Origin of the sequence: Collinsella sp. CLA-ER-H10, assembly GCF_040092475.1 — a bacterium.
Lineage (GTDB): Bacteria > Actinomycetota > Coriobacteriia > Coriobacteriales > Coriobacteriaceae > Collinsella.
This window is the reverse complement of sequence record NZ_JBBNLM010000025.1, coordinates 21998-28258: the sequence shown is the minus strand read 5'-3', so window position 1 is coordinate 28258 and position 6261 is coordinate 21998. Positions and strand designations below refer to the sequence as shown.

Below are 6261 nucleotides of genomic sequence, written 5' to 3'. Positions count from 1 at the left end.
CCGGAATTCCGTTTTAAAGCGGGATGCGCTTTCCGAATGGCGTTCCGAGCGGAAACCGTGTCCCGGAATACAGCCTCAGAGTGGGACACCGTTTCCGGCTGAGACCACCTGCCTGGACATCGATCTAGCTTCGTGGTGGTTTGAGCTGGCAACAGCGTTTCCCCAGATAAAACCTGCCAAAATAAACCTATCCCTCTTTGGTAGGTTTGGGATGCTACAATCTGGCTTGTACTTGAAACGCATCAAAGGGGCCGCTATGGCAAAGGTAAAAATCAGCGACGTCGCGCGCGAGGCCGGGGTTTCGCTGGGCACGGTTTCCAACGCGCTCAACCATCCCGAAAAGTTGCGCCCCGAGACCCTCAAGCTCATCAACGAGACCATCAGTCGCCTTGGCTACCTGCCCAACCAAAGCGCCCGTCAGCTCGCGGGCGGCGCCACCAAGTCCTTTGGCCTGGTGCTCCCCCGTCTCGATCACGGCTTTTCGCTCCAAATCGCCAGCGGCGCCCACAACGAGGCCCGCAAGCACGGCTACGACTTGCTCATCGCCAACGCCGATAACGACGATATTCTCGAGGACCATTACCTGCGCTACTTTATGGGCACCCAGATGTCCGGCGTCATGGTTCAGCCCATGGCATCCCCCGACTGGCACCCCGCCATGACCAAGATGCCCGTGCCGATCGTCCATCTGGACATCCATTGCTCCGAGCCCGGCTACTACGTAGCGGCCGACAATGAGGCCCAGGGTCGCATCATTGCCGAACTTGCCATCGCCCGCGGCGCGCACCATATTGTCGTCGTCGGCCGAGCAGCATTTATGCAACTCACCCTGCGCGTCCTTGGCATTCATAAGGCGCTCGCCCTGCACCCCGATATCAAGATCGAAGTCATCGACGCCGGCGAATGGAATACCGCTGCCGACGGCTACGGCATCGGTGCCCAAATCGCCGAGCGCCCCGCGGACGAACGTCCCGATTTTGTCGTCGGCCTGACCGATGTGTTGGCCTCGGGTGTCGTTTCGGCACTGGTCGACAAGGGCATCTCTGTCCCCGGGCAAGTACGCGTGGCCGGATGCGACGGCAACCCGCTCGCTTGGAGCGGATCGGTCCCGCTCACTACGGTAGCGCCCCCGGGCTACGAGATTGGCCGCAAGGGTGTCCAACTGCTGATGGAGCAAATCGAGAACAAGGCCCCGGCAAAGATCAAGCATATCCGTGTCGGCTCCGCAGTGCGTACCGTCACCGCAGTCGCCGCCGAGGATATCAACCGCCAAGAACTGGTACGTCCGTTCCTACTGGAACGCGCCAGCACCCAGGCAAGCAGCCAGACCGACGCCACGGCCATCAACCTCGGTGCGTATCTATAGCACGCCCGCAAGTATGCTAAGTCGCCGCTCAAGCAAAAGGGGCCCGACCATTGCCGGACCCCTTTTGCTTGAGCGCAAACGTGGGCAATTGCTCGTTTCAACGCCGCAATTGTCTAGCGCACGGCCTTGACCGCCGCCGCCAGGTCGAACAACGTATCGAGCACGGCCTCGCAGCCATCCACCACGTCCTGCGGCAGCGGCACAATATCGGGGACGGCAAAGACGTGGCAGCCGGCCGTGATGCCCGAGACGCAACCATTGCGCGAATCCTCGACCACGGCGCACTCCTCGGGGGCAAAGCCCGCACGCTCGCAGGCGAGCAGATACATCTCGGGGTCGGGCTTGCCGTGCACGACGTCCTCGCCACACGTTACCGTTTCAAACTTGTCAAAAAGACCGACCATCTTAAGGTTGCGCTCGGCCGTAACGAGGCGCGACGACGTCGCTAGGCCCACGTGATAGCCCGCAGCTAGCAACTCGTCTAGGCACTCGGCGGCGCCGGCCTTAAGTTCCAGTTCGGTCTTGACCATCTCGTCGCGAATCTCCTTGTGGCGACGATAGATCGCCTCGGTGGTTTCGTGGCTGCCATAATGCTTATCGAGGATGTCCATAACATCGGGCAGCGTGCGGCCGATAAACTGATGGATCAGCGCTTCATCAATCGCGAGCCCCAGCTCAGCGGCGCCTGCCTTCCAGGCCTTAATCCCCAAACGCTCGGTATCGACCAGCGTTCCATCCATGTCAAAAATAACAGCCTTGATCATATCGGTCCCCCATCGACTCTCGCTGTCGCGTTGCTGCAACTCTACCGCATTTGGCAACTTGTATATAACGTATATACCATATTGCACTTTCGTTACACAGATAGAAGTCTTATGGCAAGTAACGCATTAGGATTATAGTTTTCGATCGAGTACTCAACGATAAGGAATGTTTCATGATTTTAGACACCACGGCACCCGCAGAGGAGCTTCAAGACAAGCTATCGGCGCTCGAGCAGCTGCTTTTGGCATACGGGCGCGTGGCTATCGGGTTTTCCGGCGGCGTTGACAGCAGCTTTTTGGCCGCCGTATGCGCCCGCGTCATGCCTACCAATACTCTTCTCGTCCATCTCACCACGCCGCTCATCGGCACGCCCGAGCAGGCTTCGTTTGAGCAGTCCGTTGATGGGCAGGCCAATGAGGGGCCGCATTTTAAGCTCCCCGTGCTCAATCTTTCGGTGGATCAGCTGCAGCTCCCCCAAGTGGCCTGCAACGATGCTAATCGCTGCTACCACTGCAAGCACGCCGGCTTTACCGCCATCGTCAACCACGCCAAGTCGCTCGGCTTTCCCACCGTCATCGATGGCAGCAATGCAAGCGATCGCGGTGACTACCGCCCCGGCATGCGTGCGGCAGAAGAGCTCGGCGTACGCTCACCCCTTATGGAGGTCGGCTTTACCAAGGACGAAGAGCGCGAGCTGCTGCGCGCATGGGGCTATCCCGTTTGGAACCTGCCGGCGGGAGCATGTCTTGCCACCCGCGTCCCCACGGGCGAGGAGCTTACGCGCGAGAAGGTCGATTTAATCCGCGCCTGCGAGGATTACCTGCACGATCTTGATCTGGCACAGGTACGCGCGCGCTTGATCGGCGGCTGCATGCATATCGAGGCCGCACCCGCAGATGTCGCCAAGATTGCTGCCCTCGGTGGCAACGCCGTCGATGCCGAGGGCAAAACCCCGCTGCCCGCCGTTATCGAGTCCGCGCTGCGCGAGCTGGGCTGCGACCATATCTCCCCCGAGGTCACCCCCTACATTCACGGCAACATGAACCTTTAGATTACGCCGTTTTACAAACGGCGTAACTGCTCGGCGCTGCGCGGGCTCCGGGCACGGCAATCTGACGTTCAACTTCACGGGCGCGACCAAAAGGTCAGCGCCCGCTTGTTTCACGTCACCTTACCGCACCCGGAGCCCGCTCGCTCACATATGCTCAACCTGGACTGCGTTAACTGACCTGTCAATAAGGGACAGGTTTGTTTTGGCAGGTTTTATCTTGGGAAAATATCGCGAGGCAGTCGCCCCTCTAGCACCCATCAAACTTCGAGAGACGATAGAGGGGCAATTCGGCTGCATCTACTTCTTCCGATAGCGGCGGTTGCGGCTCGTCGATGAACCCATTACTTCGATGAGCCCTTTATCCGTCATTTTTGGCAGATGGTAGCTGACGGACGAATTTTGGCATTCCGTCTCTCTAAAACAAGGCGCTTATCTCTCTAACTTTAGAGAGATAAGCGCCTTGTTTTAGAGAGGCATTAAGAGAGATGTATCGAATTCGCTGCTAGATTGCCTAATGCTATCTCTCTAACCAACCTTCTCTTTAGAGAGACATTTAGAGAGATGAGCGCGACCTCTCTAATCAAGGGCTCCACTCTTTAAGGTGCACACTTCCTAACCGTGCCCTAAGTTGCGGTGAAATAACTCACGATTAGCCTGCCAAAAAGGGATAGGTTTATTTTGGCAGGTTTTATCTGGGGAAACGCAAACAGGGCCGCGACACCTATATGGCGTCGCGGCCCTTTTCCTTGGAGAAGGATCGATTGATTGAACGGGATGACCGTCCTAGTCTTCGAGTCCGCTATTGATGAGCTCCGCAATCTCAACGGGATCGGTGCTCGCGCGCACCTTGTCGCGGAAGCCGGCGTCCATCAGCATTACGGCAGCCTTGGAGAGCAGGCGCAGATGCGTGGTTCCAGCCTCGCCGGCAGGCACGTACAGCGCGAGCGCAACATCGACGGGCACCCCATCGAAGCTCGGCCATTCAACGGGCTCGGTCAGTTTAAGCACGGCTACGCCCGGCGTGTGGATCGCGTCGCTTTTGGCATGCGGAACGGCAAAACCGGCGACAAGGCCGGTCTCGGCCTCGTTCTCGCGAGCAATGAAGGCGGCCTCTACGGCAGATGCGTCATCGGCAAAGCCGAGCTCGATGGCCTGCTCGGACAAATAATGTAGGGCGTCCTCGCGCGAGGCGGCGGTATACCCGATTGTCACTTGGTTGGCAGATACAAATCCCATGGAAACCTTCCTTACAACACGGACCTGACCGCAGCTTCGATGCCGTCGGCGTCCAAACCGTACTTGTGCAGCAAATCGACCGCAGGGCCGGACTCGCCATACACATCGCGCACGCCGACGCGACGCATCGGCGCCGGATGCTGCTCCGCGAGCACCGAGGCCACGGCCTCGCCAAGACCACCGATAATCGAATGCTCCTCGGCAGTGACCACACGACCGGTCCTCTTGGCGCTGGCAACCACCAGGCGCTCATCAAGCGGCTTGATCGTGTGCATATTGATGACCTCGGCATCGATACCATCGGCAGCGAGCGCCTCGGCAGCCTCAAGCGCCTCGGCGACCATAAGGCCACAAGCGATGATGGTCACATCGGACCCCTCGCGCACGACCACGCCGCGACCAATCTTGAACTCATAGTCCTCGTGATCGTTAATGACCGGCGTTGCCAGGCGTCCGAAGCGCATGTAGACCGGTCCCTCAAACTCATAGGCGGCGCGCACGCAAGCGCGAGCCTCGATGTCATCGGCGGGAACGATTACCGTCATACCCGGGATCGTGCGCATGAGCGCGATGTCCTCGCAGCACTGATGCGTGGCGCCGTCTTCACCGACCGAGATACCCGCATGCGTGGCACCGATTTTGACGTTGAGGTGCGGATAGCCAATGGAATTACGCACTTGTTCGTACGCGCGGCCGGCGGCGAACATGGCAAAGGTGCTCGCAAAGGCGACGTGGCCCGTGGTCGCAATGCCGGCGGCGAGCCCCATCAAGTTGCTCTCGGCAATGCCGGCATCGTAGAAGCGCTCAGGGTGCGCAGCCTTAAACTTACCCGTCTGCGTAGCGGCAGCCAGGTCGGCATCGAGCACTACAAAGTCATCGTGCTCATTGCCCAGCTCGACGAGCGCCTCGCCGTAGCTTACGCGCGTGGCGACTTTTTTGACCTCTGCCATTAGAGCTCCTCTCCTGCTGCCGCAAGCTCGGCCATGGCCTGCTCAAACTGTTCATCGTTGGGCGCCTTGCCATGCCAGCCAACCTGGTTCTCCATAAAGGAGACGCCTTTGCCCTTCACCGTCTCGGCGATGATAGCGACGGGCACGCCGGTCACCTCACGAGCCTCGGCGAAAGCCGCCTCAATCTGTGTCATGTCGTTGCCATCGGCTAGCTCGATCACATGCCACTTAAAGGCGCGGAACTTGTCAGCGAGCGGCATGGCCGAGTTGACCTCATCGATCGTGCCGTCAATCTGCAAGCCGTTGTGGTCGACGACGGCAACAAGATTGTCGAGCGCATGGTTGCCGGCAAACATGGCCGCCTCCCACACCTGGCCCTCCTCGCACTCGCCGTCGCCCAGCAACGTGTAGACGCGGTAGCTGTCACCCCAGTGCTTTGCGGCGAGTGCCATTCCAACCGCGGCGGAGATACCCTGACCGAGCGATCCGGTGGACATATCGATGCCCGGGGTGTCGTTCATGTTGGGATGGCCCTGCAGTCGGCTGCCAATATGGCGGAGCGTCTCGAGCTCTTCGACGGGAAAATAGCCGCGATTTGCCAACACCGAATACAGGCCCGGCGCCGCGTGACCCTTGGAGAGCACAAAGCGATCGCGATCGGCCTTGTGAGGGTCAGCAGGATCGATATTCATTTCCTCAAAGTACAGATACGTCATGATGTCGGCAGCACCGAGCGATCCACCCGGATGTCCCGACTTGGCCGCGTGAACCGCAGTCACGACACCCTTCCTGACCTCATTGGCGACCTTCGCCAGCTCCTGGTTGGTCATACGAATTCCTCTCTTGAGAACAACCCCGGCACCGGATGACGCGATGCCGGGGCAATCCACTCG

At 59.4% G+C, this 6261-nt stretch carries 6 protein-coding genes; 2 read left to right on the top strand and 4 right to left on the bottom strand.

All coding sequences use genetic code 11. The annotated features are described in order from the left end of the window. The first annotated feature begins 256 nt into the window (after positions 1 to 256). Complete coding sequence (locus tag AAAX36_RS08705; protein ID WP_230320315.1) at positions 257 to 1366, top strand: LacI family DNA-binding transcriptional regulator; 1110 nt, start codon at positions 257 to 259, stop codon at positions 1364 to 1366. Between the two features lie 113 nt (positions 1367 to 1479). On the opposite strand, the gene AAAX36_RS08700 is transcribed toward AAAX36_RS08705, so the two are convergent. Further along, positions 1480 to 2130, bottom strand: a complete 651-nt coding sequence (locus AAAX36_RS08700; RefSeq protein WP_161115403.1) for an HAD family phosphatase — start codon at positions 2128 to 2130, stop codon at positions 1480 to 1482. 173 nt (positions 2131 to 2303) lie between these two features. Between AAAX36_RS08700 and AAAX36_RS08695 the strand changes: the two genes are divergently transcribed. Further along, positions 2304 to 3182 (top strand): ATP-dependent sacrificial sulfur transferase LarE, encoded by an 879-nt coding sequence (locus AAAX36_RS08695; RefSeq protein WP_349075115.1) that lies wholly within the window; start codon positions 2304 to 2306, stop codon positions 3180 to 3182. Between the two features lie 783 nt (positions 3183 to 3965). Here the strand turns inward: AAAX36_RS08695 and AAAX36_RS08690 are convergent. From AAAX36_RS08690 to AAAX36_RS08680, 3 genes are read right to left on the bottom strand one after another with little or no spacing between them, the layout of a single operon-like run. Then, on the bottom strand, positions 3966 to 4418 hold the full coding sequence (locus AAAX36_RS08690; protein ID WP_055310174.1) for a PTS sugar transporter subunit IIA: 453 nt from the start codon (positions 4416 to 4418) through the stop codon (positions 3966 to 3968). An 11-nt stretch (positions 4419 to 4429) separates the two neighbouring features. Then, entirely contained in the window at positions 4430 to 5368 is a 939-nt protein-coding gene (locus AAAX36_RS08685; RefSeq protein ID WP_349075113.1) for a transketolase family protein, read from the bottom strand. Further along, positions 5368 to 6198, bottom strand: coding sequence for a transketolase (locus AAAX36_RS08680; RefSeq protein WP_138375050.1), 831 nt, complete (start codon positions 6196 to 6198; stop codon positions 5368 to 5370). The genes AAAX36_RS08685 and AAAX36_RS08680 overlap by 1 nt, the downstream gene beginning before the upstream one ends. Positions 6199 to 6261: the final 63 nt, after the last annotated feature.

Coding starts and splice junctions, on each gene's coding strand:
- AAAX36_RS08705 (WP_230320315.1), top strand. CDS start 257: ATGGCAAAGGTAAAAATCAGCGACGTCGCGCGCGAGGCCGGGGTTTCG.
- AAAX36_RS08685 (WP_349075113.1), bottom strand. CDS start 5,368: ATGGCAGAGGTCAAAAAAGTCGCCACGCGCGTAAGCTACGGCGAGGCG.
- AAAX36_RS08680 (WP_138375050.1), bottom strand. CDS start 6,198: ATGACCAACCAGGAGCTGGCGAAGGTCGCCAATGAGGTCAGGAAGGGT.
- AAAX36_RS08700 (WP_161115403.1), bottom strand. CDS start 2,130: ATGATCAAGGCTGTTATTTTTGACATGGATGGAACGCTGGTCGATACC.
- AAAX36_RS08695 (WP_349075115.1), top strand. CDS start 2,304: ATGATTTTAGACACCACGGCACCCGCAGAGGAGCTTCAAGACAAGCTA.
- AAAX36_RS08690 (WP_055310174.1), bottom strand. CDS start 4,418: ATGGGATTTGTATCTGCCAACCAAGTGACAATCGGGTATACCGCCGCC.